This is a genomic window from Marinococcus halophilus (genome assembly GCF_002265875.1).
Taxonomy (GTDB): Bacteria; Bacillota; Bacilli; order Bacillales; family Marinococcaceae; genus Marinococcus; species Marinococcus halophilus.
In genome coordinates this window covers 114,613-139,389 of sequence record NZ_NPFA01000002.1, presented here as the reverse complement: position 1 = coordinate 139,389, position 24,777 = coordinate 114,613, and the positions used below count along the sequence as shown (strand labels likewise).

Annotated in this window: 29 protein-coding genes and 1 tRNA gene; 11 read left to right on the top strand and 19 right to left on the bottom strand. The window is 45.8% G+C overall.

Annotated features, from left to right (window positions below; all coding sequences use genetic code 11):
• Position 1: 1 nt before the first annotated feature.
• Complete coding sequence (gene pdhA, locus CHL76_RS02865; RefSeq protein ID WP_179124151.1) at positions 2-1,042, bottom strand: pyruvate dehydrogenase (acetyl-transferring) E1 component subunit alpha; 1,041 nt, start codon at positions 1,040-1,042, stop codon at positions 2-4.
• Between the two features lie 481 nt (positions 1,043-1,523).
• Positions 1,524-2,174, bottom strand: a complete 651-nt coding sequence (locus CHL76_RS02860) for a YkyA family protein (protein ID WP_094907837.1) — start codon at positions 2,172-2,174, stop codon at positions 1,524-1,526.
• 134 nt (positions 2,175-2,308) lie between these two features.
• On the opposite strand from CHL76_RS02860, the gene def reads away from it, so the two are divergent.
• The 4 genes from def (at position 2,309) to CHL76_RS02840 (ending at position 6,411) form a co-directional block, all read left to right on the top strand.
• Positions 2,309-2,854, top strand: a complete 546-nt coding sequence (gene def, locus CHL76_RS02855; RefSeq protein WP_079476046.1) for a peptide deformylase — start codon at positions 2,309-2,311, stop codon at positions 2,852-2,854.
• 610 nt (positions 2,855-3,464) lie between these two features.
• Entirely contained in the window at positions 3,465-3,674 is a 210-nt protein-coding gene (locus tag CHL76_RS17165) for a DNA-dependent RNA polymerase subunit epsilon (protein ID WP_079476045.1), read from the top strand.
• A 3-nt stretch (positions 3,675-3,677) separates the two neighbouring features.
• Positions 3,678-5,345, top strand: a complete 1,668-nt coding sequence (gene rnjA, locus CHL76_RS02845) for a ribonuclease J1 (protein WP_079476044.1) — start codon at positions 3,678-3,680, stop codon at positions 5,343-5,345.
• A 118-nt stretch (positions 5,346-5,463) separates the two neighbouring features.
• On the top strand, positions 5,464-6,411 hold the full coding sequence (locus CHL76_RS02840) for an ABC transporter substrate-binding protein (RefSeq protein ID WP_094907836.1): 948 nt from the start codon (positions 5,464-5,466) through the stop codon (positions 6,409-6,411).
• Positions 6,412-6,452: 41 nt separating this feature from the next.
• Here CHL76_RS02840 and CHL76_RS02835 read toward each other — a convergent pair whose 3' ends face one another.
• Both CHL76_RS02835 and CHL76_RS02830 read right to left on the bottom strand, forming a co-directional pair.
• Positions 6,453-7,517, bottom strand: coding sequence for an undecaprenyldiphospho-muramoylpentapeptide beta-N-acetylglucosaminyltransferase (locus tag CHL76_RS02835; protein WP_079477022.1), 1,065 nt, complete (start codon positions 7,515-7,517; stop codon positions 6,453-6,455).
• Positions 7,518-7,588: 71 nt separating this feature from the next.
• Complete coding sequence (locus CHL76_RS02830) at positions 7,589-8,074, bottom strand: SRPBCC family protein (protein ID WP_094907835.1); 486 nt, start codon at positions 8,072-8,074, stop codon at positions 7,589-7,591.
• Between the two features lie 149 nt (positions 8,075-8,223).
• Here CHL76_RS02830 and CHL76_RS02825 point away from each other — a divergent pair, with 149 nt between their 5' ends.
• The gene (locus tag CHL76_RS02825; protein WP_094907834.1) at positions 8,224-8,661 is read left to right on the top strand and encodes an OsmC family protein; all 438 of its coding nucleotides are present in this window, start codon (positions 8,224-8,226) and stop codon (positions 8,659-8,661) included.
• 92 nt (positions 8,662-8,753) lie between these two features.
• On the opposite strand, the gene CHL76_RS02820 is transcribed toward CHL76_RS02825, so the two are convergent.
• The 3 genes from CHL76_RS02820 to CHL76_RS02810 form a co-directional block, all read right to left on the bottom strand.
• The gene (locus CHL76_RS02820) at positions 8,754-9,947 is read right to left on the bottom strand and encodes a cation:proton antiporter (protein WP_233133200.1); all 1,194 of its coding nucleotides are present in this window, start codon (positions 9,945-9,947) and stop codon (positions 8,754-8,756) included.
• A gap of 116 nt (positions 9,948-10,063) precedes the next feature.
• Positions 10,064-10,729, bottom strand: coding sequence for a potassium channel family protein (locus tag CHL76_RS02815; protein WP_079476040.1), 666 nt, complete (start codon positions 10,727-10,729; stop codon positions 10,064-10,066).
• 91 nt (positions 10,730-10,820) lie between these two features.
• The gene (locus CHL76_RS02810; protein WP_079476039.1) at positions 10,821-11,372 is read right to left on the bottom strand and encodes a peroxiredoxin; all 552 of its coding nucleotides are present in this window, start codon (positions 11,370-11,372) and stop codon (positions 10,821-10,823) included.
• Positions 11,373-11,568: 196 nt separating this feature from the next.
• Between CHL76_RS02810 and CHL76_RS02805 the strand changes: the two genes are divergently transcribed.
• Entirely contained in the window at positions 11,569-12,399 is an 831-nt protein-coding gene (locus CHL76_RS02805) for a mechanosensitive ion channel family protein (protein WP_079476038.1), read from the top strand.
• A gap of 55 nt (positions 12,400-12,454) precedes the next feature.
• On the opposite strand, the gene CHL76_RS02800 is transcribed toward CHL76_RS02805, so the two are convergent.
• The 3 genes from CHL76_RS02800 to dapD all read right to left on the bottom strand — a co-directional run bounded on the left by CHL76_RS02800 (position 12,455) and on the right by dapD (position 15,594).
• Positions 12,455-13,573, bottom strand: coding sequence for an N-acetyldiaminopimelate deacetylase (locus tag CHL76_RS02800; RefSeq protein ID WP_094907833.1), 1,119 nt, complete (start codon positions 13,571-13,573; stop codon positions 12,455-12,457).
• Positions 13,573-14,784 (bottom strand): aspartate aminotransferase family protein, encoded by a 1,212-nt coding sequence (locus CHL76_RS02795; RefSeq protein WP_094907832.1) that lies wholly within the window; start codon positions 14,782-14,784, stop codon positions 13,573-13,575. Before CHL76_RS02795 ends, CHL76_RS02800 begins: the two co-directional genes overlap by 1 nt.
• A gap of 96 nt (positions 14,785-14,880) precedes the next feature.
• Positions 14,881-15,594 (bottom strand): 2,3,4,5-tetrahydropyridine-2,6-dicarboxylate N-acetyltransferase, encoded by a 714-nt coding sequence (dapD, locus tag CHL76_RS02790; RefSeq protein WP_079476035.1) that lies wholly within the window; start codon positions 15,592-15,594, stop codon positions 14,881-14,883.
• Between the two features lie 149 nt (positions 15,595-15,743).
• On the opposite strand from dapD, the gene rraA reads away from it, so the two are divergent.
• Positions 15,744-16,217: a ribonuclease E activity regulator RraA gene (gene rraA / locus CHL76_RS02785; RefSeq protein ID WP_079476034.1), complete on the top strand. Its 474-nt coding sequence runs from the start codon at positions 15,744-15,746 to the stop codon at positions 16,215-16,217.
• Here the strand turns inward: rraA and CHL76_RS02780 are convergent.
• The 3 genes from CHL76_RS02780 to CHL76_RS02770 form a co-directional block, all read right to left on the bottom strand.
• On the bottom strand, positions 16,214-17,392 hold the full coding sequence (locus CHL76_RS02780) for an MFS transporter (RefSeq protein WP_079476033.1): 1,179 nt from the start codon (positions 17,390-17,392) through the stop codon (positions 16,214-16,216). The genes rraA and CHL76_RS02780 overlap by 4 nt on opposite strands.
• A 186-nt stretch (positions 17,393-17,578) precedes the next feature.
• Positions 17,579-17,974, bottom strand: a complete 396-nt coding sequence (locus CHL76_RS02775) for an HPr family phosphocarrier protein (RefSeq protein WP_158219047.1) — start codon at positions 17,972-17,974, stop codon at positions 17,579-17,581.
• Between the two features lie 92 nt (positions 17,975-18,066).
• Positions 18,067-19,179 (bottom strand): mechanosensitive ion channel family protein, encoded by a 1,113-nt coding sequence (locus CHL76_RS02770; RefSeq protein WP_158219046.1) that lies wholly within the window; start codon positions 19,177-19,179, stop codon positions 18,067-18,069.
• A gap of 165 nt (positions 19,180-19,344) precedes the next feature.
• Between CHL76_RS02770 and CHL76_RS02765 the strand changes: the two genes are divergently transcribed.
• On the top strand, positions 19,345-19,608 hold the full coding sequence (locus CHL76_RS02765; RefSeq protein WP_079476030.1) for a hypothetical protein: 264 nt from the start codon (positions 19,345-19,347) through the stop codon (positions 19,606-19,608).
• Positions 19,609-19,618: 10 nt separating this feature from the next.
• Here the strand turns inward: CHL76_RS02765 and CHL76_RS02760 are convergent, their stop codons facing one another.
• Positions 19,619-20,092 (bottom strand): GNAT family N-acetyltransferase, encoded by a 474-nt coding sequence (locus tag CHL76_RS02760; protein WP_079476029.1) that lies wholly within the window; start codon positions 20,090-20,092, stop codon positions 19,619-19,621.
• Between the two features lie 97 nt (positions 20,093-20,189).
• On the opposite strand from CHL76_RS02760, the gene CHL76_RS02755 reads away from it, so the two are divergent.
• Together CHL76_RS02755 and CHL76_RS02750 are read left to right on the top strand one after the other, a co-directional pair.
• Positions 20,190-20,265, top strand: a tRNA-Val gene (locus CHL76_RS02755).
• 240 nt (positions 20,266-20,505) lie between these two features.
• A complete protein-coding gene (locus CHL76_RS02750) occupies positions 20,506-20,814 on the top strand; it encodes a hypothetical protein (RefSeq protein WP_079476028.1) in 309 nt (102 codons plus the stop codon).
• A 38-nt stretch (positions 20,815-20,852) separates the two neighbouring features.
• On the opposite strand, the gene CHL76_RS02745 is transcribed toward CHL76_RS02750, so the two are convergent.
• The 4 genes from CHL76_RS02745 to CHL76_RS02730 all read right to left on the bottom strand — a co-directional run bounded on the left by CHL76_RS02745 (position 20,853) and on the right by CHL76_RS02730 (position 22,261).
• The gene (locus CHL76_RS02745; protein WP_079476027.1) at positions 20,853-21,074 is read right to left on the bottom strand and encodes a hypothetical protein; all 222 of its coding nucleotides are present in this window, start codon (positions 21,072-21,074) and stop codon (positions 20,853-20,855) included.
• Between the two features lie 113 nt (positions 21,075-21,187).
• The gene (locus CHL76_RS02740) at positions 21,188-21,586 is read right to left on the bottom strand and encodes a DUF3942 family protein (protein ID WP_079476026.1); all 399 of its coding nucleotides are present in this window, start codon (positions 21,584-21,586) and stop codon (positions 21,188-21,190) included.
• 138 nt (positions 21,587-21,724) lie between these two features.
• On the bottom strand, positions 21,725-21,946 hold the full coding sequence (locus CHL76_RS02735; protein ID WP_143745428.1) for a hypothetical protein: 222 nt from the start codon (positions 21,944-21,946) through the stop codon (positions 21,725-21,727).
• A gap of 87 nt (positions 21,947-22,033) precedes the next feature.
• Complete coding sequence (locus tag CHL76_RS02730) at positions 22,034-22,261, bottom strand: hypothetical protein (protein ID WP_079476024.1); 228 nt, start codon at positions 22,259-22,261, stop codon at positions 22,034-22,036.
• 142 nt (positions 22,262-22,403) lie between these two features.
• On the opposite strand from CHL76_RS02730, the gene CHL76_RS02725 reads away from it, so the two are divergent.
• On the top strand, positions 22,404-23,321 hold the full coding sequence (locus tag CHL76_RS02725) for an aldo/keto reductase (RefSeq protein WP_094907830.1): 918 nt from the start codon (positions 22,404-22,406) through the stop codon (positions 23,319-23,321).
• Between the two features lie 50 nt (positions 23,322-23,371).
• On the opposite strand, the gene CHL76_RS02720 is transcribed toward CHL76_RS02725, so the two are convergent.
• A complete protein-coding gene (locus tag CHL76_RS02720) occupies positions 23,372-24,637 on the bottom strand; it encodes an L-lactate MFS transporter (RefSeq protein ID WP_094907829.1) in 1,266 nt (421 codons plus the stop codon).
• Between the last annotated feature and the right edge of the window lie 140 nt (positions 24,638-24,777).

The window sequence follows — 24,777 nt, the reverse complement described above, 5'->3', positions numbered from 1 at the left end:
CTTACTTCGACTCCTTCTCTCTGTATTCTTCGAGCTGTTCCTGCAGATTCTGCGGAAGCTTTTCATACATGATTTCGATTAAATCGGAGGCTTTTTGCTTCGGTGTATCGTCAGCCTGTTTAATCGCTTCTTTAATATCAGCTTTCGCCTGATCTACTACTTCGTTTTCTTTATCTTCATTCCAAAGGTCTTTATCTTCAAGAAACTTCCGGAACCGAATAAGCGGATCTTTCTTTTCCCACTCGTTGTCAAGTTCTTCTGTACGATAACGGGTCGGGTCGTCGCCGGCCATGGTGTGCGGACCGTAACGGTAACATACGGATTCAATCAGCGTAGGCTCTCCGTTCAGTGCATTTTTACGGGCGGTTTCCGTCACTGAATACATAGCAAGAATATCCATCCCATCAACCTGCACTCCGTGAATGCCGGCAGCTACTGCTTTTTGGGCAATCGTTTTAGCAGCGGATTGCTCTTCCACTGGTACGCTGATCGCAAACTGGTTGTTCTGCACGACAAAAATAGCTGGAGCTTCATATGCGCCTGCGAAGTTCATGCCTTCGTAAAAGTCGCCCTGGGAAGCGCCGCCATCTCCGGTATAAGTAATCGCCACGTTATCCTGGTGACGTCGTTTAAGCCCGAGTGCCACACCCGCAGCCTGCACAATTTGCGCCCCGATAATAATTTGAGGCGGAAGAATATTTACGCCTTCTGGAATCTGGCCTCCGTGGAAGTGGCCGCGGGAATAAAGAAATGCCTGATACAACGGAAGGCCGTGCCATACTACCTGTGGTACGTCACGGTAACCAGGAAGAATCCAGTCCTCTTTTTCCAATGCATAGTGAGAGCCGATCATGGAGGCTTCCTGCCCTGCTACTGGAGCATAGAAACCAAGCCGTCCCTGGCGGTTCAGCGAAATTGCGCGCTGATCCCATATGCGTGTATACACCATGCGGCGCATAATTTCCTGAAGCTGTTCATCGGACAGATCAGGCATAGCGTCCTTGTTAACTACTTCTCCGTTTTCATCTAAAATCTGAAACATTTCAAAGTGACTTTCGACTTGCTCAATCGTTTTTGTCGCCACAAATGTTCACCTCTTCCTCTCTTCTTAAAATAAACCGGCTGTATCCAGTAGTAGTGTTTATCTGTTCTTGAATTATCGTTTGAATAATACACTTGCTTTTGATTGGGTATTCTCATGTGTGAACCCAGAACCACATCATCTTTTAATACCCTTCAAAGCCGTAATATAATCACCGATAATTTTAATAAAGAACAAATAAGTAACTGTTTCAGTTTATTATATCATTTCAGTGAAACAATACTTCTCAATAGTTAGAATATACCAAACGAAAAAGATACGTCAATCCTTTTTGCTCAAAGGATTATCCTGTCATTTAGCATCTTCTAGTTTTTGTAAATAAGACAATCTGTTATATATCATTTGTCTATGCCTATATAAACAGTCCAGCCGTTTTTGGCCTTTTTTCTGCCTTGCTTTTCCCGCTTGTTATAAAACTGAATTAACTTTCTGCCTCCACCATCTCCCCGAATACATTTTTAGCTTCATTGAATGATTTTGTTTCTGTATTGAATGAGTCCCTGAAGCTTTCTACCTTCTTATAGGAGCTGTTAATTTTATCAAGATGTTTTTCGAGCGATTCAAGCTCCAGATTTTCATCAGTAAACGATTCATACATCTCAATTTCTTTATCTGCTGCTTCTGTGTAAGCCCCGTGAACGCTATTAAATGCTTCATTTCTCTTCTCCATTGCCCGTTGTGCCTGTTGTGCCTTTTTAGTCATTTTTTCATTTTCAAGGTTGTTGATCGGCTCCCCTGCTTCCATTGCCTCATCATAAGCTTTATTAATTTCTTCTTTTTCTTCTTCCATTAATTCTTTGCGTTCCTTGACTGAGCTTACGGCTTTTTCTATAGATGATTTAATTTTTTTCTGTTCCTCATTTTCGTAGGAGGTTAAATTTTCAAATACATTTTGTTCCTCTTTAGCCAGTTGGGTCAATTTTTTATCCTTTTCCGGAAATTCTTCCTCTGCTCCAGCTGCTTCACTCCAGTGATTCTGAATATTTCCTTCTGGCGAGCCGCATGCAGACAGCATGACTGCAGATAGAGTAATAACTGCTGCTCCGGTTATCTTTTTATTCATCTTATGCATATGTATTCCTCCGCTATATTTGTTTTCTCAGCCATTCTGTTTTTAAAAGCTGTTTAAGCTGAAATTTTTTTGCTATACTAATACACTGTTATTAATCACTATCATTTGCACGCTTGATTGGAGGCAGTAGATTCATGTTAACGATGAAAGATATTCAGCGTGAAGGGAGCCCTGCGCTCCGCAAAGTATCTGAAGAAGTTCCGGTTCCTCCGTCTGCTGAAGATTTGCATGTTCTGCAGGACATGCTGGATTTCTTAAAAAACAGCCAGGACGAAGAAACCGCTGAAAAATATGAGCTCCGTTCGGGCGTCGGCATAGCAGCGCCGCAGCTCGGCATCAATAAACGAATGTTCGCCATGCATGTAACCGACGATAAAGATGAACTGTACAGCTACGGGTTTATTAACCCGAGAATTGTCAGCCATTCCGTCGAAACCACCCATTTAGAAGGCGGAGAAGGCTGTCTTTCCGTCGACCGGGAGGTGCCCGGAAATGTGCCCAGGTATTCACGTATCACATTAAAGGCCAAAACGCTTGAAAATAAAGAAGTAAAATTGCGTCTTCGGGGAATGCCTGCTATCGTCGCCCAGCACGAAATTGATCATCTGAACGGCGTTATGTTTTACGACCGGATTGAAGATTATGAAGATGAGTACAAACGGGAGCTGCCCAAGCTATAGTTTGCAAAAAAAGCATTTTCCTTCGGGAAGATGCTTTTTTATGAGCATCTTTTTATCATTTTCTATGCTTTCTTATCATCGATGCCTGGATAGTATACAAAAAGGCTGATAACTGCTGGCGACGCTTTTCATCGACTTAGCTCCGGCATTTCTCAAAGCTCTCCTCCGTTATTGGTAATAATTACTATAATTTAAAATTTATTTATATTTAGAAAATTTATTCCCTTTTGTATTTTATCATGGTTCTTTAGGACCCGTATAGTTACTTTCTTTTAACTATTAACTTCCCTGCAGCCGGACGATTTTTGTAATGAAATGATTAAAAGGATGAAAAAAACAGTCTCATGCTTTATAATATGAATTATTAATGGTTGGTACGTACACTGTGGTGCTGTTCAGCTTGAGTTCTTTGGCCGGAAGCTGAGTAGAACCGCTCTGGATATGAAGTCATTTTTGATTAAACAGCCAGGCTGTTGCAACGATTACTTCCTGTCCTTCCTGCATTATTTTGCTTTTTTATATTCACAGTACTAGTTTATGCCAAAAAACCATTTTTTCTAAAGCAGTTATATACGCCGCATTTACATTTCAAGAAGGAGAGATATTTACGATGATTTTCAAAGTTTTTTACCAAAATAATTTTACAGAAGCTCCTGTACGGGAGAACACCCATTCACTATACGTAGAAGCAGAATCAGAGCGGGAAGTCCGCCGCAAACTTGCCGATAAACAATTCAACATTGAATTCGTTCAGGAGCTCACTGATAAGCAGCTTGAATTCGAAAAAAGATCCGAAGACTTCCAAGTGGAGAATTTATAACGTATGAAACAAATAAAACAAAATCAAGTTGCAGTTTTTGCCCTGGGCGGGTTAGGCGAAATCGGCAAAAACACGTATGTTGTTCAATACCAGGATGAAATCATCGTTATTGACGCCGGGATCATGTTCCCTGAGGATGACCTGCTTGGCATTGACTACGTTATTCCCGATTACACCTACCTTGTTCGGAACAAAGAAAAAATTAAAGGCGTCTTTATTACCCACGGGCACGAAGACCATATCGGCGGTGTGCCTTTTCTGCTAAAAGAATTAAATGTCCCTATATACGGGGGGCCATTGGCTATTGGCCTGTTAAAAGGAAAGCTCGAAGAACGCGGGCTTTTGCGAAAAGCAAAACTAAACACTATACAGGAAGACCAGCCTGTTGCTTTCAACCATTTAAAAGTAGACTTTTTCCGGACCACCCACAGCATCCCTGATTCCCTCGGTATCAACGTTCATACTCCTGAAGGAAATGTGGTGCACACAGGGGATTTCAAGTTTGATTTCACCCCGGTTGGAGAGCCGGCCAATTTAGCCAAAATGGCTGAGATCGGCGAAAAAGGCGTTCTCTGCTTGCTTTCCGATAGCACAAATGCAGAAGTTCCCGGATTTACCGTTTCGGAACGAAAAGTCGGGGATAATATTCATTCCATTTTCCGACAGGCCAAAGGAAGAATTATTTTTGCTACATTTGCCTCTAATATCTATCGTCTCCAGAAGGCTGTTGACGCTGCTGTCAAAGATGGACGTAAAATCGCCGTTTTTGGACGCAGTATGGAAGCTTCCATTACCATCGGCCAGGAGCTGGGTTATATCAATGCGCCCAAAGGGACATTTGTGGAGCCTTCGCAGCTAAATAAACTTCCCGATGACCAGGCAGCTATTTTATGTACCGGGAGCCAGGGAGAGCCTATGGCGGCCCTCTCTCGCGTGGCCCATGGGACGCATAGGCAAATCCAGATTATTCCCGGGGACACTGTTGTGTTTTCAAGTTCTCCTATTCCAGGAAACACGACTTCTGTGCACAAAATTATTAACCAGCTGTACCGGGCCGGCGCCCGTGTTATCCATGGTTCGCTGAATAATATTCACACCTCGGGTCACGGGAGCCAGCAGGAGCAGATGCTTATGCTTCGTTTGATGCGCCCGAAATATTTTATGCCGATCCACGGGGAGTACCGGATGCTGAAAATGCACTCCCGGCTTGCAAAGGACTGCGGTGTACCACTCGAAAATTCATTTATCATGGAAAACGGCGAAGTGCTCGCTCTCACTAGAGACAGTGCTTCTGTCGTGGGCAAGGTGCCTTCTGGTGCTGTTTACGTCGACGGCCATGGAATTGGAGACATCGGAAACATTGTACTCCGCGATCGCCGCATTTTATCTGAAGAAGGTCTCGTGGTGGTCGTCGTAAGCATCGATATGAAAAACTTTAAAGTCTCAGCTGGCCCTGATTTAATTTCACGCGGGTTCGTTTATATGCGTGAATCCGGAGATTTAATAAATGATGCCCAGAAAACATTAAGCAGGCATCTCGATGAAGTAATGAAACGAAAAACAAGTCAATGGTCTGAGATTAAATCAGAAATTATTGACAACCTGGCGCCTTATTTATACGAGCGTACAAAACGGCGCCCAATGATCCTTCCTATAATTATGGAAGTGTAATCCATTTTCTTGCTGCCTCCGCATATACTGTGGAGGCTTTTTTTGTGTAGATTTTTCATTCTCCTTCAGTTACAATGATGATATTGAAAATCATTATCATTTAAACAGGAGGATTTTTATGTATTTACATGCGATTGTTGGACGCTTGACTATTTTTACGGCTGGACTGGCACTGCTTGCTTCCTGCAGCAGCGGAGAGGGCAATTCTTCCGATAATAATTCAGATAGCGGAAAAGAAACCAGAGCATATGAAACGGAAAAAGGCGAAGTCACTATTCCCTCGGACCCTGAAACCATAGTGACCGATTACTATGCCGGAGAGCTGCTTTCAGTGGGGGCTGACGTCTCCGGCACCGGGCCGGATGCGTTTTCCAATCCTTTTCTTAAAGAACAGCTGAGCGGCGCTGAAGACGTCGGTGCCCCCCTCAATCCCGAGGAAGTGCTCGAGCTCGATCCGGATCTAATCGTTGTTATGTACGATGAGAATTATGAACAGCTGTCAGAGATCGCACCGACGGTTTATATTCCATACAATCCCGACACGAATGTCCAGGAAACGCTTGATACCTTCGGAGAATTGACAAATAACCAGACGGAGGCAGAAAATTTTAAAGAAACCATTGAAACAACTGCTTCGGAGGCAAAAGAACGTATTGAAGGAACTATCGATGAAGGCGATACCTTTGGAATCTACGAGCTCACTAACAATGATGAACTTTATGTTTTCGGCGCAAATGGCGGACGCGGGGGTCAGGCTATCTATAATGCTCTTGATTTAAGTCCTCCCGAAAAAATTCAGGAGGAAGTTATGGGGGGAAACGCCCAGGAGATTTCAATGGAAGTACTCAAGGACTACTCTGCTGACCACATGTTTATGACTACCTATGACCCTGAAAGCACTGGTGAAAGCAAAGAAAAAATCCAGGAATCTGATGTATGGGCCAATCTGGACGCTGTACAAAACGATCAGTTTTACTTCCTTGATTTTGATACATATTATCCATATGATCCGATTTCTGTGAACGAACAAATCGATTTAATCGCCGACAAGCTTTCTGAGCAATGAAACAGAAAAACGCCCTCCGGATGAACACGGAGGGCGTTTAGTTAATGATATACATAAAGTTCTTTGATAATAAGATCCAACGGGTTTTCCGCCATGTACGTTTTCATCTGGGCGATTGTATCGTTTCGATTGTCTTCAATGCTCTGCAGGGCGTCATGCAGCGTGTCTTCGTTAAGCTGCTCTTCTTCTAGAACGGCTGCATACCCTTTTTCCTGAAAGGATTCAGCATTCAGAATCTGGTCTCCCCTGCTCTGGGCACGCGTTAACGGCACGATCAGCATAGGCAGATGAAGGGTTAAGAACTCAAAAATAGAGTTGGAGCCGCCGCGTGTAACGATCGTATCAGTTGCTGCAAGTACATCAGGCAGCTCTTCATTAACGTATTCAAACTGACGGTAGCCGGGCTGGTCTTTTAGGGTTTCATCTGTATGACCTTTACCACAAAGGTGCACTACCTGGTACTTTTCAGTCAGGCGCGGCAGTGCCGCCCGAATTGTTTCATTAATTTTTCTCGCTCCAAGACTGCCTCCCATAACGGTTAGTACCGGCCGGGACTCCTCAAATTGAAGGAATTCCATCCCTCTTTTTTTGTCTCCCCGGGTAATCTCTTTTCGCACCGGAGAGCCAAGAGCTTTCGCTTTTCCCGGCGGAAAATGGGTTGTTGCTTCATCAAACGAAGTAAATATTTTTGTAGCAAACCGTTGGGCGATTCTATTGGCAAGGCCCGGGGTAATATCACTTTCGTGAATAATGACAGGAATATTCAACGTTTTGGCCGCGATAATAACCGGCACGGTCACAAAGCCGCCTTTGGAAAATACTACGTTCGGTTTGACCTTTTTTAAGTATTTCCGGGCTTCCAAACATCCTTTTACCACCCGAAAAATATCAGTAATGTTCTGCCAGTCTATGTAACGACGCAGTTTACCTGAGCTAATGGCATGATACGGAATGCCTTTGTGTTCGACCAGCTCTTTTTCAATACCTTCTTTGGAGCCCACGTAATAAATATCCCAATCGTTTTGGTTCAGTTCGTTCATCACGGCAATGTTCGGAGTAACATGACCGGCGGAACCGCCGCCGGTGAATACGATTTTTTTCAGCATTTCCCTCATCATCCTATACTTCTTCCAGTTTATGAGATCATGGTTCTCACGCCTTTTATAATATCATACGCTTACGAAGGTGTAAGTTGTTTCGATAATAAGGAAAACATTTCATGCCAATATTTTTCCGTCTGCCGTCTTTGCTCTCTTAAATGTTCTTCTACTGTTTTTGGATGCAGCTGCTCATGATGAAGAAAAACTACGTCCTGGGTAACAATCACTTGGCTTCCATTCAAAATAGAGTTGATTTCCACCTTGATTTTTTCATTCTGTCCGCCTGTTTCTTTTCGAACGAGTGTTTTTTCAATTCGTTCCGGCGGATCGATTTTTAAGTATTCTCCGTAAGCCCGGTACGTCTCCTCCTGGCTTTCGTTCACAACGCTCCATGCACCGCCCTCTGTGACATCGGCCTTTGCTTCAGATTCCCGGCTTTCTCCTGAGAGGAACATCCAAGTTTTCATCAGTTCGGGGTTAGTCCAAGCTTCGTATACCTGTGCGGGCTCTGCATGATGAATGTGGCATCCTGCCTGAGCAATGATTCTGCTGTATTTTGCCATAATCGATTTCTCCTTTACGCTTTGCTTTTCAAACTCATTCCCTAAATGAAAGCTGAAAAAACGCGACTTCCATATTTTCAGGCTGTTCCTGTTTATTATAATAGGGGCGCGGGTATATCCCAGTAGTTCTAATCAAAGGAGTGAAAAATATGGCCAACATGGAATTTAACGTAGAAGGAAAGGCAAAGAACTTTCAAACAGATCTTTCTACGGGTACTCACAAAATCACGATCGATGAACCTGAAAATCTTGGTGGACACAATCAGGGTATGGATCCTCTGTCCGCCCTGCTCTCCTCTCTTGCCGGCTGCGAGAATGCAGTAGCCAATTTTGTGGCAAAGGAAATGGATTTTGACCTGCAGGGTATTTCGTTTCAGGTAAGTGGAAATATCGATTCGGAAGGCATGATGGGAAACCCCGATGTGCGCCCGTATTTTCAGACCGTTTCAGTAAAAGCAAAGGTGGAGACATCTGAAAGCGAAGAACGCATCCAGGAACTTCAGGAAAAAGTGGATGCCCGGTGTCCCGTATTTACTACTCTTAACGCCGCCGGCGTGGAAATGAACGCGGATTGGAGCAAAGCTTAACAGCGGAAGATAAAACACGCCCGGCGAATGTCTCCGGACGTGTTTTTAATTATACATATTCATTCTTTGTTGATCAGCTAAGCCGCAGATTCTTAGGAGGAAAACTTTTTCGCCAGCGGATAGACGCCGAGACTTTGAATGACAAGGGAAAGCAGGATAGCAGCAAATGTCAGGGACACGACTAAATTTGCACTGCTGCTTGACTGGGTTTCAATACTTAACAGCAGGGCCACAGACACGGTCCCCTTCAGTCCTGACCAGGTCATCATAAACACCGACGACCATTGAAACCGTTCTTTGATATGGGGAGAAAATTTTAGAAAACCTCCCAATACAATGAAGCGGACGATCAACGAAATGATAAATACTCCAATTGCCAGCAGCCAGTGCCCAAATGCAAGGTAGCCTGCTGATTGAATGCCGATCAACAAAAAGAGCAGCGATAATACAACCGGCTCTACCACTTTCCAAAAGCCGTCCAAATAAGAATGAAGCTCTTCTTCTTGTGCAGACTGCTGAAAAGCCCGGGAAAGCATAATGCCTGCCGAAACTGTTGCCAGTACTCCGGAGGCCCCCAATCCTTCCGCAATGTAAAAACCGCCGTAGGCAAGAACGATACTGAGTATTACCTGGTACACATGGTTGTGCATGACATGGACTGCCTTAGTGACCATCCATCCCCCTGCCACACCAACGGCCACACCGCCAAGCGAAACAAGCAGAAATTCACCTAGAAACGAAAATAAAGAAAAGGGTTCGTTGTATAAAAACATGGAGGAAGCAATGCTGAATAGCACTACACTTGTACCGTCATTGATCATCGATTCCCCTTCCACAACTTTCGGAATATCCGAGTCTCCGAAAACATTTTCGAGAATAGCTGTAACGGACACCGGGTCGGTCGGTGTGAGTATGGAAGCAATCAAAAATGCCGCCACAAATGAAAGTCCGGCGGCCGGAGCCCCTACGAAATATATGAGCACTGCCATTAAAAACACCGTAGCCATAAGTCCGAGCGTTCCTAATGTGGCAATCGGCCAGAAATTTTTCTTTAATGAACGAATGGAAAAACTGTAGGCTGGCACAAACAGGAGCGCTGGCAGCAGCAGATCAAAGATGATGTCATGATTCAGGCCCAGCCTGTTGAAAACAGGAATAAATGAAAGCCCTAGGCCAATAAACAAAAGCACCATCGGGACCGGGAAATAGTTGCTTTTAACATCAAAGATATAAACGATCAGCCCGAGAGCTAACAGTATAACAAGCAGCGATGCGTACAACAGCAACCAGCACACCTCCTATTTATAAATATATGTGTCCAACATCCTTATTTACCCTTATCTGGCAGCTTAAAACTAAAAAGCCCTTCCGTATTTACATTACGGAAGGGGGCGAGTCTTATTTAATTGTCATCGATCCATCGGGCTTCCAGCCTTGCAATATCACCATCCGCGCCGACGATAATCAGAATATCTCCTTCACTGATATCCACCTCGGGGCGTGGCGACACATGAACGTCCTCCCCGCGTTTAATGGCAAGTACGTTACATTCATACGTTTCACGTATATCTAAATCAAGAAGTGATTTGCCATCAAGCAGCTGTCCGGCTTCAAGCTCCACGATGCTGTAATCTTCGGAAAGCTCCAGGTAATCGAGGACACTTTTAGACACGATGCTGTGTGCCACCCGGACACCGATATCCCGCTCCGGATGAATAACTTCATGGGCACCAATCCGCCGCAGTACTTTTTCGTGGTAGTCATTCTGGGCTTTTACCGTAATATGCTTGACGCCGATTTCATCAAGCACAATAGTAGTCATAATGCTTGCCTGAATATTGTCGCCGATAGCTACAATGACGTTATCAAAATTACGAATTCCAAGACCCCTCAGCGCCTTTTCATCCATACCGTCCGCAATGACTGCCTGGGTGACAACCTGGGCGAATTCATTGACCCGGTACTCATTGGAATCAATAGCAAGCACATCCATTCCTTCATCTGCCAGGGCGTTACATATACTGCCCCCGAATCGGCCAAGACCAATGACTGCAAACTGTTTCTTCATCCCGTTCTCCCCTATTCTTCTCAAGTCCCTCAGCTGCCCCGGCGGCCCTACGGAGCCAGACTGTGTTCAACATACCTGTCTGCCCAAATCCTCAGGGATTGAGCGTGTCCTGTCCCGGCTTCCAGTTTGCCGGGCACATGCCTCCCATCTGCAGGGCCTGCAGTACACGCAGTACTTCATCCACGTCACGTCCGACATCATTGTGGTGAACCATTGAGTACTGCAGTTCCCCGTACGGGTTAATAATATACAATCCCCGCAGCGCCACTCCTTCTTCTTCAATCAACACGCCGTAGTCCCGGCTTACCCGGTGGTTTGTATCAGCTGCAAGCGGAAACTTCAGCTGTTCAAGTCCATTGTTTTCCCGCGCCATGTTAATCCAGGCTTTATGTGAATGGATCGTATCCGTCGAAACGCCGATAATTTCTGTATCGAGTTCTTCAAACTCCTCGTAATGGTCACTCATCGTCGTGATTTCTGTTGGGCAGATGTGAGTGAAATCCATCGGGTAGAAAAAAAGCACCGTCCATTTATCTTCTTTCATTAATTGTTCAAGACTCACTGTGCCAAACGAGGTGTCCGGCATCACAGCATTCATCTCAAAGCGTGGAGCCTGCTTTGCAACCATACGCTTTTCACTCATGCATTCCACTCCTTTAATAGTACGCTCCTGCATTCTATTCTTCATTATATGGACCGCTAATTTCAAAGTCAACGGCATGCTCCAAACCTCGTTTTATGGCAGTTTAATTCATTACTATTGCATATTTTTTGGCTGGACCGGTTATGTTATACTAATCGGGTTAAAATGGAAACTACAGGCGGAGGAGTGGTAGGACATGAATATGGAATCATTTAATGACGGAGTCTTCTGGGCAGCTGCCATTATTTTAATTGTGCAGTTAGTCGGTGTGCTTATCGGCTATATTATCGTACGGGCCATCGGGAGCAAAATTATTCACCGCGCCTTTAACCGCATGGAAAAGCAGCGGAATATGCATCCGGGCAGGGTCAAGACCCTTTCAAGGCTCGCTATCAGCATCTTTACTTACATTTTATTGTTTATAGTAATCACTATTACTTTAGGGCTGTTTGATCTTGATATTGCTCCGCTGATCGCAAGTGCCGGGATCGTTGGCCTTGCGATCGGCTTCGGGGCCCAGGGCCTTGTGAGCGACGTAGTTACCGGCTTTTTTATTTTGCTCGAAAAGCAGATTGACGTCGAGGATTACATCGCTATCGCAGGTATAGATGGGATCGTCGAAGAAGTCGGCCTGCGCACAACTCAGGTTCGCAGTTTCGATGGCACGCTTCACTTTGTTCCGAACCGGGAGATCAGCGTTGTCAGCAACTATTCACGAGGTAACATGCAGGCAATTGTTGATATTGGCATTGCTTATGAAGAAAATGTAGATAAAGCAATCGCTGTTATCCAGGGAGCCTGCAACCGCGTCGCAGAAGAACAGGGGGCTTTTAAAGAAGGTCCTGATGTTGTGGGAGTAAACGCCCTTGGCTCTTCCGAAGTAACCATCCGAATTATCGCTAAAACAGAGAATATGATGCAGTGGGCCATGCAGCGGGAGTTATTGAAAGCGTGCAAAGAAGAACTCGACGCCCATAATATCGAAATTCCGTATCCTCACCAGGTGAACGTCAGCAAAGAAGCATAGCACAAGAAAAAGACGGCGGGGCTCAGAGCCTCCGCCGTCTTTTTTTGTAAAGAGATTACCGGCTGTGTAAAAAATCAGTGAAAAACTGTACCGCTGTGTCCATCGCTTTTTCGGAAGGGCTGATCCGGTTGTCATGCAGGCCGTACGGTGTGTCTACTCCGAGCCACACCATCGTGCCTGGAATCTCCTCGAGGAAGTAGCCAAAGTCCTCTCCGGTCATTGCTTCCCGGCTTTCTACAGCATTTACCTGGCCATGGCTCTCTGCAGCCGCCGTCAGTTCGGCTGTTTTTATTTCATCATTATACACCTGGCAGTAATTCGCTCCCCAATCCACCCCTGTTTCACAATGGAAGGAGGCTTCGATTCCTTTCAGCATGCCGCTGATTCGTTCTTTAATCAGCTTCATGTTATCCATCGAAAATGTCCGGATCGTCCCTTCCACCCGGGCGGATTCCGCAATAATGTTCTGCTTGGTGCCTGCTTCGATGGTCCCGACCGTGACGACGGCCGAATCAAGCGGATCAATATTTCTGGCTACGATCGACTGAAGCTGTGTCACAAAGTGACTTGCCGCCACCACCATGTCCTCTGTCTGATGGGGACGTGCCGCATGGCCGCCTTTGCCGCGGATGTCAATAAATAATTCCGAAGTGTTAGCAAACAGCACCCCCGGCTTCGTCGCAACCGTGCCCACCGGGTGCTCCGGGGCAATATGGAGCGCATAAATTTCATCTGGCTTCCATGCCTTAAATTCCTCTGACCTGAGCATCGGTTCTGCACCACCGGGCCCTTCCTCTGCCGGCTGAAACAGTATCACCACGTTTTGGACTGGCTGGTGCTCCGTAAGGTTTTGTAATATCCCGAGCGCGATGGTCATATGCATGTCGTGCCCGCAGGCGTGCATCATTCCTTCATGTTCGGACGGAAAATCCAGACCCGATTGTTCTGTCACCGGAAGACCGTCCATATCTGTACGGTAGCCGACGGTTTTTTCCGGATTTGAGCCTTCGATACGGACGAGGATTCCAGTCTGCCAGGTTTTATACATAAGGTGCTCCTGCGGCAGAGCACGAATCGCTTCGAGCAGGTACTGCTGCGTTTTAAATTCTTTAAATCCCGGCTCCGGAATGCGGTGCAGGTCACGGCGTACCCTGGTTAAATCGAGGGTGGTCATTACTGCAGACTCCTTTCTTTTAAGGCATTCATTTCTTCAGCGAGAGTTTCAATGAAGGCGTCCACTTCAGCGTGCTCAAGGGTTAAAGGCGGCAGAAGGCGGATAATCCGTTGCTGGGTAATATTAAACATGAACCCTTTCGCGAGCAGCTTTTCCTGCAGAGCTTTTACAAAAACTGCGTCAGCATCCAGCACTACTCCAATCATCATGCCGAGGCCCCGGATTTCCTGCACAAACCCTTCGCTTTCCTTCTTCCAGCCTTCCAGGCGCTGCCATAAATATTCAGCCCGTTCACGCCCATGTTCCAATTCTTTTTGATCATACAGGACATCGAGCACGGCGTTGCCCATCGCGGCGCTGAGCGGTGAAGGCCCAAAGGTCGTCCCGTGATCGCCGGGGTGGAAAACTTCCTGCACGTGCTCTCCAGCAATCAGGCCCCCTAGTGGAAGGCCGCCGCCGATGCCTTTAGCAAACAAAATGACGTCCGGCGTAATATCTGCCCGTTCATAAGCGAAAAATGTGCCAGTACGGCCGATGCCGGTCTGTATTTCATCCACGATAAACAGCACATTGTATTTTTCACAAAGGGCTTTTGCTTTCTCCATAAAAGAAGGAGAAACCGGCTGAATGCCGCCTGATCCTAAAATTGGTTCGAATAAAAACGCTGCCGGCTGCTTCGTCCTGAGCACTTCTTCGAGCGCTTCCAGGTTTTCTGCCTCTACTTCATACACGGGATAATCCGCCGCCGGGAAATCCTGATAAATCCCGGGTTGACGTGTCAGCTGGATAACACCCAGCGTCCGGCCATGAAAGCTTTTTTCCAGAACGGCAATGCCTTTTTTAGGCGTTTCCTGGCTGCTTCCCCACTTATGAACAAGCTTGACCGCTGCTTCAGTAGCTTCCGCCCCGGAGTTTGCAAAAAACACTTTTCCCGGAATACTGAGCTCAATCAGCCGTTCCGCCAGGCGCACCGCCGGTTTGTTAATAAACATATTGGAAATATGCAGAAACTGGTCTGCCTGCTCCTTCAGCTTTTTGAGCAGATAGGGATGGGAGTGGCCGACAATATTAACGGCCAGGCCGGTAAATAGGTCGAGATATTTGTTTTGTTCGCTGTCGTATAAATAGTTGCCTTCTCCTTTTTCTACGACAATCGGAAGACGCTGGTACGTAGACATTATATAGTGCTGGTCTTTTTCAAGCCAGTTCATGCTGTTTGCCCCTTTCGCATAAATGAAAAAGAAAGGCCCCTTTTGGAACCCGTCCCAAAAGGCAGCCTTTCACCGTTACATTACATTGTTGCATTGTTATTTTAAGCGGCGCAGTTCCTGTTTAATTTCTGTTTTTCCTTTTGTCTGATCATCAATTTCTTTGATGACACGTGCAGGAGTACCGGCAACAACCGTGTTTGCCGGCACGTCTTCTGTTACTACGGCACCGGCCGCTACGACTGCACCTTCTCCGACAGTAACTCCTTCAAGGATGACGCAGTTGGCACCAACCACTACACCGTCTTCGACAACGACCGGCTGCGCGGATGGCGGCTCGATGACCCCGGCAAGAACGGACCCTGCACCGATATGGCAGTTGTTACCCACGGTGGCACGGCCGCCCATGACAACGTTCATATCAATCATTGTGCCTTCTCCAACAACTGAACCGATATTGATGCTTGCGCCCATCATGATAACCGCGCCTTTACCGATTTCCACCTGGTCGCGGATGATCGCACCCGGCTCAATGCGTGCTTCGATGTCTTTCAAATCAAGCATCGGGATTGCGCTGTTTCTGCGGTCATTTTCTACAACAAAATCTTCAATTTTGTCTGCATTCGCTTCGATGCCTTCTTTAATATCTTCCCATTCACCGAACAATACGCCGGTGTTGCCTGTAATAAACCGCTTCGTTTCATTTCCAAATCCGATAGCGTCCAATTCACCGGTAATATGTACTTTAACCGGGGTGGATTTTTTACTATCTGAAATAAACTGAATAATTTCATTTGCGTCCATTTGATTCATGTTTTACATCCTCCTTCAAATTTCTCTTTCCTAGATTATCATATCGCCCTTTGAAAGCAAAATGATAGTTCCATCTTTTTTCTGTTCTCCTGCTATTTTCTTTCGTTTGGGAAAGCCTTACAATGAAATTAATAAAAGGAGGCATACATATGGGTAGAACAGCTGATATCTGTGATGAATATGGAAACGAGGTTTTTGTCGCCAACGAGCCGTTTTTATCACACGGACCGGCACGTTCCTTTGAAGGACCAATAGAAACTGTACGGGTATTTGAAGATAACGTACTTGTCGAACAGGCGCTTGGCGATATTCCAGCCGGCAGCATTCTTGTCGTTGACGGAGGCGGTTCCTCCCGGCGCGCCCTGCTCGGGGACAACCTGGCAGAAATCGCTGTCAATCGCGGGCTCGCAGGCATTATCGTGAACGGCGCCATCCGCGACAGTGACGAGCTGCGCGAAATGGATGTCCGTGTGTTCTCCCGCTTTACCAACCCCCGAAAGTCCGTCAAGGAAGGACGCGGCGAGCGTTCCATTCCAGTCGACTTTGCCGACGTCACCTGGACGCCCGGAGACTACGTCTATGCCGACAGCGACGGCATTGTGCTTCTTCCTGCCAAAAGCTAGCCTGCTTCCGCTGGCATCAGACGACGCACGCTTGTAAGTGTGACTATTAACAGGAGCAGACCGCCGGCAATGACACCTATCCAGCCGGCTGCGGGCCATAGTAGTCCAAAATAAATACTGCTCAGGCTTCCGCCCAGATAATAAGACGTCAAATAAAGTCCCGAGGCACTCGCCCGGGCTTTTTTGGCGTTTTTTGTCACCCAGGAGCTCGACGTGGAATGAGCAAAGAAAAAACCAAAACTCAGTACAGCAAGCGATGCAATAACCACCCAAAGCTGCGGTACAAGCGACAGCAGCAGACCGCCGGCCATAATTAGAATGCCGGTCTGCATACAGTCCGTCTGTTTAAAGCGCTGCGTCAACTCTCCGGCAAGACTTGAACTGAACGTGCCTGCCCCGTATGTTAGAAACAACAGTCCAAGGACCGCTGTACTAACGAAAAAAGGATCTCCGTCCAACCGGTACGTGATAAAGTTAAATGTGCCAATAAACACGAAAAAATTCAGTCCGCCGATAATATAAGCCAGCCGTTGGACCGGATCTCTAAGATGAAACAGGGCGTTTTTCCATGTATCGCTCCACTCCAGCGGCTTCGGTTTGAAATTTTTCGAAGCAGGAAGCAGCAGAATGACGAGCACGGCGAGCAGCACACTTGCCCCAGCCATAAAAAAATAAGCTGTCCGCCAGTCGAACCAATCAGCAAGCACGCCGCTCATTACTCTTCCCCCCATGCCGCCAAGACTGTTCGCGCTCACATAAAAGCCCATCGCTACTGTCATGGCCCTCGGGGTAAATTCCTCCCCGATATAGGACATCGCCGCAATAGGAATGCCGGCCAGCCCGACTGCCTGTATCATCCGCAACAGCAAAAGCAGCCAAAACGACCCCGCAAACGGAATAAGAAGCGTTGCTATCGTTCCCCAGATCATTGCATACACGATGATTTTCCTTCTTCCCTTAGCATCAGATATTGCACTGATAAAAAAGAAGCTTATCCCAAGCATCAGCAGCGACAGTGAAACCACAAAGCTTGCTGTTGCTTCGCTAACGTTGAATTCTCCTGTAAATAATGGAAGCAGCGGCTGCGGATAATACATATTGGCAAAGATGAGCAGAGAGGCAAGCCCAAGAGCAATGGATGCCCGCCAAAATGTTCCGGTATGCCGGTCAATCATAATGCCTTCCTCCTTTCGTCACATTCGATATTACTGCTTGTATCATACAACCAGTACATGGAAATTATTCCTTTTCTACTTTACCCTATTTGGCCTGTTATACGCTTTTATTGTCCAGGGGATTAGCAAGCGGCTTCTAATACAGCTGAAGACCCGGCCGCCTTCTTCCGGCACCGGGTCTTCCTATTAACTGCGTGTCGTTTTAAGATACGAACGCGCGATATTTCGCACATTAGGATTCCAATGAGTCATGCAGCCAGCCATCGCACGTTCTACATGCTCTGCTGCTTCGTCTTCCCAATAGCCATTATTATTCTCGTACTCCGCTGCTTCTCCGAGATATCCGGCTGCCACCGCGGCAACCGCATCTTTTTCTTCCCCGTAAACCTTGAGCTCCACTTTATCCCCAAGTCTAATGCTTGTAAACAAAGACATCATGCCGAGTACGCTTTTTCCATTGGCGGAAGTTCTTCGTTTTTCGAAAAATACATCTGCTTTAAATGTTTCCAATTCATGCACAAATGACAATACTTGACTGGCATTCAGCCCTCTGGTTAATACGAATGTTTCCACTCGTTCCATCGAATGCATCGGCTCCTTTTTACGTACAAATTCCTTCTGACAAACATTATTATTATAACATGTACGTTCTATTTGCCAACCATGTATCCAGCTTAATTATTGTCGGACATGTGATAATTTTCTTCAGGGGTTTTTTCAATATAAATAGACTGCGTTGGATAGGCAAATTGAACGCCTTCCTCCTGAAGGATACGAATAATTTCAAGATTCAACTCTTCTTTGATTTCCGCCCACTCCAGGAACGCGGTCGTTTTTGTGAAGCAGTAAACCCACAGGTCGAGCGAGGAGCTGTTAAATTCTTTAAATTGTACAAGAATCAGTTCTTTATCAATGTCATCACGGCTGTTCAGCATCTCCTCGAGGCGTTCCCGCAGCTGCAGCACCTGCTCCCGCGGGGTCTGGTATTCAATGCCAAGCGTCATATTAATTTCGCGCTTGCGCATTTCACTCCAGTTCGTAATCGCCTCGTGCGCAAGCGTGTTGTTTGGCACAATAACAATCGAGTCAGCAAATGTACGTACCTTCGTACTCCGGAATGAAATGTCTTCTACAATCCCCTCTACCGTCGGGGTATAGATCCAGTCTCCACGTTTAAACGGACGCTCCACCACAATGATAATGCCGCCGATGAAGTTTGCCACCATGTCCTGGGCAGCTAGAGCGAAGGCGAGTCCACCAAGGCCGAGCCCGGCAACAAACCCGTTAATATTAAAGCCCCAGGAGGAAAGAATAATGGTGAACGCGAGCGCTACGATAATAATCCGGATCACCCGTGATAGAAATGGCACCAGCATATTATCTTCTTTGCCTTCGAGCCGTTTAATCATTGGATTGAAAAGCATCGAAGACGTATTCAGCAGCTTGTATGTCCCCCAGGCTACGAGCACAATTAAAATAGAGCCGTACAGGCGATTGATAATCGTCATCGAATCCCACGGTATTGGCAGGTACAACAGCGCTAAGTATATACCGACTACGGCGAAAAACATACGAATCGGGCGTTCAAATGACACTAAAATATTAGTGAACAGCTGCGATCTTGATTGATGGGTCATCCTTAAAATAAAACGAAAAATGTATGTCGTAAATAGTTTCCGAAAAGCAAACACGAGAAGCGCAATAAGAACAGCTACTCCTATATCAATCCAGGGCAGCTCCACAATACGTGTCTGCCATTCCATCCAAAAATCTGCATATGCCTGCATGAACATCCCTCCACCTTTATCCCATTCTCTCTATCTCGGTGCCGTCATTACCAGCTTTCTGCCGGCTGTCTCTGTTCGTGTGATGCAGATATCTTTTAAACCCAAGGTATGGTAGCATATAAACCGGAAAAAGACATCAACACAAAGAAAGGTTCAGATAGTCGCATGAATTTACTTATTTTACTGCTAATTGGATTCGCTGTAAATACGCTTGTGTACCAATTTGCGCGGTTAATGCAGAAAGTTACCGACCGCAGCCTGCCGCTTCTCGGAATTACATACATCACTTTTTTCGGGGCACTGTCTCTTGGTATTTTTAATCAAGGACCGCTCGGCTTTATTCTTTCCAATCTCAGCTTGGGCATGCTTGCCTTCTGCTTATTTCTATTCCTTCAGCAGCGGAGAGAAAAACAGCAAAAAGGAAAATAATTTACTTTTTTCATTTTAATGGAAGTGAATAGATATACTGTACGCCCATTGGTCCCATCAAACGCCGGCCTGTATCTTTGAACCCCGCTTTTACATAGACATATTGGGCAGATTCATTTCGGATATTGACTCCGAGGACAATTTCGTTCAATTCCGGGAACCATTTGCCGGCAAAGGCAGGCAGACTGCAAAGGGCATCTCCGGCGTACCCTTTCCCCTGTTCTTCCACACGAATTGAGAATTTTTTTAATAAACCCGCCCGGCTGTTGGCTGAGTAGTTAGGAAACCTGTTTTCAGTTTCCAGCTGGAAAAATCCTACCGGGTATGTGTTGTGGACAATTAAAATTCCGGTCTCCGCCGGTCCCAGCTGTGTAACTGCCTGCAGCGGCAGGCGTGTATACTGCGCCTGTGCTTCCGGCAAATAATAGGATTCCAGCGAGGGCCGGTAAGCTTCATTGTACGGAAGAAGTCGAATGTTCTTCATTGAAACCCTGCTTTCCATGTATAATTTAACTGAGGAAGGATTGACATTGCTCTTTTCCTATTGTATATTATTTCTGTCGCTTCGTTCTATACTAATTGTTCCGTTAGCTCAGTAGGGAGAGCGCCACCTTGACAGGGTGGAGGTCACTGGTTCGAGCCCAGTACGGGACACCATCATATATAATAAACCTCAGCAGGAGCCGCAGGCTTCTGCTTTTTTATTGTTATTGGGGAGCCCCCTTCTTAATTTTAAGCTGCATTTTCTCGTATCTCCTCTCCTAACCCATATTCCCTACAGCAATAAAAAACTGTATGTTGATGTATATTCATCCTTCAACCCTTTAGCATTCTCTACTTTTATTAATTCTTTTCAGGGTATATTATGGTAAATAACTACTGAAAGGAGGGTTATCCATGAGTTCATCAGTAGACAGCTCGAATTTCATTGAGGTTTACTTTGAGCCTTCTGCCATTCCACTTTTTGACTTAAATGGATTCCAAAGCGAAGGGACGTTCGAGGAGCATTCAAGCTACGTTAAAGCTGTAGTATCAGCCGATAACTGCGGTATTGAAGAAGCTGGCGTTTATTTTTATCAAGAAAAAGCCGGGAGAGGCTCTGGCGGCAGCCGGACCGTCTTTATCCCCATGCGGTTTATTCTCACCGTAGTGGAGCATTCCGAATCCCGGGGGCCTATCGGTTACACGGACCCAAATACTCTTTAGCGCAGCTCAAAGGCAGAAAGCTTCACGCTTCTGCCTTTTTACCGCAGAACGTATATATGTCTTCCGAGCTGTATGATCTCTTCATTCTCTGGAAAATAGACCCGCTCAAACGTCGGATGAAAACCGCTGTTCTGCATGGAGTGTATATCAGCTACCCACCCCCCTTCCCCCGGCCATACAAGGCAATGCAGCATGTGTCCTTCACTACAAATAATTACCTGCACCTGGCGAATATGCCGCTCGATATAAACAACCCCCATGGCGTATACCCCCTTAATGACAATATACCCATTAAGGAAAAATCAGAACTTATTTCTTTCAGAATTAGTTAATAATTTTCCTAAATAAAAAAGCGCCGCGGCGGGCGCTTTTTCTAAAGTCCGAGTATGTCACCGAATGTATTCTTAAGATGATTCCGGACGATATCCATATCAAATTCTTTATCTTCTTCCCTGCTGTACATTCTACCTTCCTGCACATATATAACATCCAGCTCATTGCTGCTGTCGTCTGTCCCCTGCGTAACCTGAATGTAATAATTGCCGTCCTCTGTAATCGTTTCAAAAATCACTTCACGGTTATCAATGGTCATATAGCTGCGGTGCTTAGAACCGTAGCTGCTGAACGAATCGTTTTTCACTTCACCAATTTCTTTGTTCAAATTATTAAAGTATTTGGCAATTTCCCAGTTTACTTCGTTCATAATGTTTGCATCTTTATCTTCTTCTAAATATTCTTTTGCTTTAGCTACGAACTCATCTTCGAAACTCATTGCCATCACCCTCTTCTCTAAAGTAATTCTCTATTCTTCAGGTTACAAGGCTCCTGTTTTCGTAACAGGAAAATTATGTACAGATATTCTATTAAAAAAAGAGATAATGTTAACTGTTCATAAAACAGTTAACATAAATTATTTTACCTCTACTACATACACCCCGGCGTCAACATATCGGATAAGCATTAACTGCCCATTACCCACCATCGAATCAATAGTTTTTAAAGCAAAAGAGCTGTCAATGCTGTTTTTATCTTTTAATATGGCGGCGACATCTTTATTAGTAAGCGGCTTTTCATTGTCCTGGATAATACTTTTAATTGTTTTTGCCCCTCTGGTCTGTAATATAATGTTCACCCCTTTGTTTATCATTAATAGTCTATTTCCGAAAAGTCTCCAGGATAATCATCAAATTATTACAATTTTGATTCCAGGGGAATCAAACTACTGATCGCTCTCATGCAGATGTTTTTCTTTTTCCTGTTTAAGCTGTAATTTTCCACGGCGCACAGCTTCCATTACGATTAAACAGAGGACTCCGGCCAGGATATGAATGAGCGCCCATATATAGCTTTGCAGCACGAGAGTGACGATAACCCCAAGGCCGATATTCCATATACCGATGATAAGCCAGAATAGAATAAAATAACTGTTTATCGTTTTTCGTTTCATGTCTGACACCCTTTAACGTTTTTCTACAAATTACCATATTTATGTTCAAAAGTCACTTTCCAGATTTTTGACAGCGCTATCATGACTGACACACATCCATCATGTTACACTAGTCTTATACTGAAAAAAAAGAGGTGCCCAGATGAATCAAATACAGTTAGGCAGCAGTTCTCTCCACGTATCCAACATAGCGCTCGGATGTATGCGAATGAATGAACTTTCCGTAAGCGGTGCTGAAAAAGTTTTCCAAACCGCTCTTGATGCCGGGGTGAACTTTTTTGACCACGCCGACATCTACGGTGGCGGGGATTCCGAAGAAATTTTCGCCAAAGCAGCGGGGATGAATGATGACCTGCGCGAGAAAGTGATTCTTCAGTCTAAGGCAGGTATTCGCGGGAACTCCTTCGATTTTTCCAAATCCCACATTTTAAAAACAGTTGATGAAAGCCTGCAGCGGCTTCAAACGGATTATCTGGATGTCCTCCTTCTTCACCGTCCCGACGCACTCATGGAGCCCAAAGAAGTAGCTGAAGCATTTGACAGCCTTTACACTTCCGGCAAGGTTCGGCATTTTGGTGTCAGCAACCAGCATCCAATGCAGATCGAACTCTTGAAGCAGCATGTAAAACAGGATTTAATAGCCAATCAGCTACAGTTCGGTCTGATGCACTCTCTTATGATCGACCAGGGATTGAACGTAAATATGAAAAATGAGGCGGCCGTGATGCGGGAAGGCGGGCTGCTTGAATACAGCCAGCTGAACAATATGACCGTCCAGGCGTGGTCCCCGTTCCAGTATGGCATGATGGAAGGCGTGTTTGTCGGAAATGACAAGTTTCCGGAACTAAACAAAAAACTAAGCGAGCTGGCCGGCCGTTACCGTATTACAGAATCGGCAGTGGCAGCCGCATGGATCCTCCGGCACCCGGCCCGCATTCAAACAATTGTAGGCACGATGAACCCTGAACGGCTCTCCGGTATTATCGAGGCGTCTGAGATTAATTTGACGCGTGAAGAGTGGTATGACCTGTATCAATCAGCCGGCAACGAGCTTCCGTAACACTAAAGACCCCCTTTTCTCTTTATGAAAGAGAAAAGGGGGTCTTTATTTTAAGCTTTTGCCGCTTCTGTGCTTTCATTTTCTTTATTTCTTCTAATCTTTTTAATATTAAACCTCATGACAATCATAGCGGCTAAAGCAACCACCAGAAGAATGTTAAACAGATAGAATGAGAGTGTGTAGCTTCCTGTAGCCGATACGATGCTTGAAACGGCAGTCGGCCCCGCAACCCCGGCAAGCGCCCAGGCCGTTAAAAGAAAACCGTGGATAGCTCCGAGCTGTCTCGTACCGAACAAGTCGCCGATATACGCTGGCAGACAGGCAAAGCCTCCGCCATAGCAGGTAATAATAATAAACAAAAGAATCGCAAGCAACACCACGTTAGTCGTTAACGGAAGGAGGAAAAAGGCAACAATCTGAATAAGAAAAAATAACGTGAACGTATTCGTTCTACCTAAATAGTCCGAGAGCGATGCCCAGACAATCCGTCCCCCTCCGTTGAAAAATCCCATCACGCCGACGACGGTAGCGGCTACTGCAGCGCTGGTGCCGGTAATGGACTGGGTCATATTTGACGCCACCGCAAGGAGCATAATGCCTGAAGAAATGTTAATAAACATTACGAGCCAGAGCAGGTAAAAACGCATCGTCCGGAGAGCCTGTTTCGCTGAAAGCTGCGCCAGATCTCCGCCTTTTTGGTTCGTTTGCAAATCTTCCTTCTTGTAGCCCTTAGGCATCCAATCCTTCGGCGGCTTCTTCATGTAGCTTGCCCCCGCAAGCATAAGAACGAAGTACGAAGCGCCCAGGATGTAGAACGCTCCCGGGATTGACACAGCGTTCATCAGCCATTCTGCTACGGGACTTGTAATCAGCGCCCCCGCGCCAAATCCCATAACTGCCATGCCGGTAGCCATCCCTCTGCGGTCCGGAAACCACATAACGAGCGTAGAAACCGGGGATATGTACCCGATACCAAGACCAATGCCTCCAAGAACACCATAAGAACCAATAAATAATGGCAAACTTTCAAGCTGGACCGCAAGTCCGGCCCCCATCGTTCCGGCGCCAAACAGCACGGCTGCAATAGCAGCTGAGATCCTCGGCCCGTATTTTTCCACAAAAAACCCTAGTGAAGCGGCCGACATCCCCAAGAAGAAAATTGCAATTGTAAATGCGAGTGTTACGTCGGAAATGTTCCAGCCAAGTGATTCATTCAGCGGATTTTGGTAGACACTGTACGCATATACCGAACCGATCGACAAATGAATCGCTACGGCTGATAACGCCATCAACCAACGATTTCGATCTGCTTCCATAATTAGTAAGTGCCCCCTTCTGTAGTAATACAATCCTTCCATTCCCTTTGTGTTTGCATTCAAACGGTCAATACTTAAAAAATTATAAAAATTTTTTATTAAGAACAGTTTTAAAGTAAATAAAAAAAGCACCCCTTCGG

What these genes read in the sequence shown, in the direction of transcription:
- CHL76_RS02805 (WP_079476038.1), top strand. Translation starts at nt 11,569, where the DNA reads ATGAATATGGAATCATTTAATGACGGAGTCTTCTGGGCAGCTGCCATT.
- CHL76_RS02725 (WP_094907830.1), top strand. Translation starts at nt 22,404, where the DNA reads ATGAATCAAATACAGTTAGGCAGCAGTTCTCTCCACGTATCCAACATA.
- CHL76_RS02740 (WP_079476026.1), bottom strand. Translation starts at nt 21,586, where the DNA reads ATGAGTTTCGAAGATGAGTTCGTAGCTAAAGCAAAAGAATATTTAGAA.
- CHL76_RS02750 (WP_079476028.1), top strand. Translation starts at nt 20,506, where the DNA reads ATGAGTTCATCAGTAGACAGCTCGAATTTCATTGAGGTTTACTTTGAG.
- rraA (WP_079476034.1), top strand. Translation starts at nt 15,744, where the DNA reads ATGGGTAGAACAGCTGATATCTGTGATGAATATGGAAACGAGGTTTTT.
- CHL76_RS02730 (WP_079476024.1), bottom strand. Translation starts at nt 22,261, where the DNA reads ATGAAACGAAAAACGATAAACAGTTATTTTATTCTATTCTGGCTTATC.
- CHL76_RS02830 (WP_094907835.1), bottom strand. Translation starts at nt 8,074, where the DNA reads ATGGCAAAATACAGCAGAATCATTGCTCAGGCAGGATGCCACATTCAT.
- dapD (WP_079476035.1), bottom strand. Translation starts at nt 15,594, where the DNA reads ATGAATCAAATGGACGCAAATGAAATTATTCAGTTTATTTCAGATAGT.
- CHL76_RS02810 (WP_079476039.1), bottom strand. Translation starts at nt 11,372, where the DNA reads ATGAGTGAAAAGCGTATGGTTGCAAAGCAGGCTCCACGCTTTGAGATG.
- CHL76_RS02840 (WP_094907836.1), top strand. Translation starts at nt 5,464, where the DNA reads ATGTATTTACATGCGATTGTTGGACGCTTGACTATTTTTACGGCTGGA.
- CHL76_RS02835 (WP_079477022.1), bottom strand. Translation starts at nt 7,517, where the DNA reads ATGCTGAAAAAAATCGTATTCACCGGCGGCGGTTCCGCCGGTCATGTT.
- rnjA (WP_079476044.1), top strand. Translation starts at nt 3,678, where the DNA reads ATGAAACAAATAAAACAAAATCAAGTTGCAGTTTTTGCCCTGGGCGGG.
- pdhA (WP_179124151.1), bottom strand. Translation starts at nt 1,042, where the DNA reads ATGTTTCAGATTTTAGATGAAAACGGAGAAGTAGTTAACAAGGACGCT.
- CHL76_RS02765 (WP_079476030.1), top strand. Translation starts at nt 19,345, where the DNA reads ATGAATTTACTTATTTTACTGCTAATTGGATTCGCTGTAAATACGCTT.
- CHL76_RS02815 (WP_079476040.1), bottom strand. Translation starts at nt 10,729, where the DNA reads ATGAAGAAACAGTTTGCAGTCATTGGTCTTGGCCGATTCGGGGGCAGT.
- CHL76_RS02770 (WP_158219046.1), bottom strand. Translation starts at nt 19,179, where the DNA reads ATGCAGGCATATGCAGATTTTTGGATGGAATGGCAGACACGTATTGTG.
- CHL76_RS17165 (WP_079476045.1), top strand. Translation starts at nt 3,465, where the DNA reads ATGATTTTCAAAGTTTTTTACCAAAATAATTTTACAGAAGCTCCTGTA.
- CHL76_RS02760 (WP_079476029.1), bottom strand. Translation starts at nt 20,092, where the DNA reads ATGAAGAACATTCGACTTCTTCCGTACAATGAAGCTTACCGGCCCTCG.
- CHL76_RS02780 (WP_079476033.1), bottom strand. Translation starts at nt 17,392, where the DNA reads ATGATTGACCGGCATACCGGAACATTTTGGCGGGCATCCATTGCTCTT.
- CHL76_RS02795 (WP_094907832.1), bottom strand. Translation starts at nt 14,784, where the DNA reads ATGAACTGGCTTGAAAAAGACCAGCACTATATAATGTCTACGTACCAG.
- CHL76_RS02800 (WP_094907833.1), bottom strand. Translation starts at nt 13,573, where the DNA reads ATGACCACCCTCGATTTAACCAGGGTACGCCGTGACCTGCACCGCATT.
- CHL76_RS02720 (WP_094907829.1), bottom strand. Translation starts at nt 24,637, where the DNA reads ATGGAAGCAGATCGAAATCGTTGGTTGATGGCGTTATCAGCCGTAGCG.
- CHL76_RS02860 (WP_094907837.1), bottom strand. Translation starts at nt 2,174, where the DNA reads ATGCATAAGATGAATAAAAAGATAACCGGAGCAGCAGTTATTACTCTA.
- def (WP_079476046.1), top strand. Translation starts at nt 2,309, where the DNA reads ATGTTAACGATGAAAGATATTCAGCGTGAAGGGAGCCCTGCGCTCCGC.
- CHL76_RS02775 (WP_158219047.1), bottom strand. Translation starts at nt 17,974, where the DNA reads ATGGAACGAGTGGAAACATTCGTATTAACCAGAGGGCTGAATGCCAGT.
- CHL76_RS02745 (WP_079476027.1), bottom strand. Translation starts at nt 21,074, where the DNA reads ATGGGGGTTGTTTATATCGAGCGGCATATTCGCCAGGTGCAGGTAATT.
- CHL76_RS02825 (WP_094907834.1), top strand. Translation starts at nt 8,224, where the DNA reads ATGGCCAACATGGAATTTAACGTAGAAGGAAAGGCAAAGAACTTTCAA.